A 997-nucleotide genomic window follows, 5' to 3' on the forward strand; every position below is an offset into this window, starting at 1 on the left:
TAACTCCGTCCGGGGTCAGGGGAATCTCGCTCTCAATCTATTTGCGCAACAAAGCCGATCTGGCATATGAATGCGGATTCCGCCCAAAACTGCTGCGGGAATTAGTATGCAGAACTTTGAGAACTCGCGCCGACTCGGACAACTGGTCTGAATATCCAAACATTGACAACGAAGTCAGAAATTTAATAGACGACTGCCCGTGGTATTTTGTTTACGACATTATTGAGTCCATTCTTGCTCAAATGCAGCAAGCGCCGTATTCCTATGATGGAAGCAAGTTTTCTGCGGAATTAAACTTATATTTCGTGTCTCGTGGAATCGGCTGGAAAATTACCGAAGGTCGCGTAGAAATGCGCGGACCAGCGGAATTTGAGAATTTGCTAAAAGCCACAGAATCCTTCATGGAATCTAAAAATTTTCCTACCGCAGCGAATGAACCAAAAGAAGCCATTTGGGACTTATCCCGCAGACCAGAACCTGATGTTACGGGAGCGATTCAACATTCGTTGGCTGCTCTAGAGTGCGTTGCTCGATCCGTCTGCGGAGATGGAAAAGCGAATTTGGGTGACATAATGAAGAGATACCGGGGCATTGTTCCTAGTCCGCTTGATGAAGCCGTTAGCAAAATTTGGGGTTATGCCTCGGAAAACGGACGACATGTTCGTGAGGGTAGAGTCCCCACATTTGAAGAATCAGAGCTTGTTGTCACTTTAGTCTCTGGAATCTCCACGTATTTATTGCGCAAAAATACCGCCTAACCAATTCGTTCGACCCGCACCGCCTTCGGCGGGCGGGTCAACTCAAACTACAAGGACTTCCTCCGCCACGAGCAAAACCCTTCCCGCCTGAGTGAATCGCGCAGCGATTCCTCAGGATCCTGCTTCTGACTCCTCCACTACAGACTGGCACGTCGACTCAAAAAGACAAGGATGCGGACTGGTACGTATTCAGCCGGGGTGCTGAACTGAGGATCAGCCGGCGGGCTGGGGCAGGAGGC

At 49.5% G+C, this 997-nt stretch carries 1 protein-coding gene; it reads left to right on the forward strand.

The window, feature by feature from the left end; all coding sequences use genetic code 11:
- Positions 1-758: AbiJ-NTD4 domain-containing protein (locus tag D3A59_RS25745; protein ID WP_170162398.1), on the forward strand; the 758-nt coding region annotated here is incomplete at its 5' end.
- Positions 759-997: the final 239 nt, after the last annotated feature.

Origin of the sequence: Caldimonas tepidiphila, from assembly GCF_003569765.1 — a bacterium.
Lineage (GTDB): Bacteria > Pseudomonadota > Gammaproteobacteria > Burkholderiales > Burkholderiaceae_C > Caldimonas > Caldimonas tepidiphila.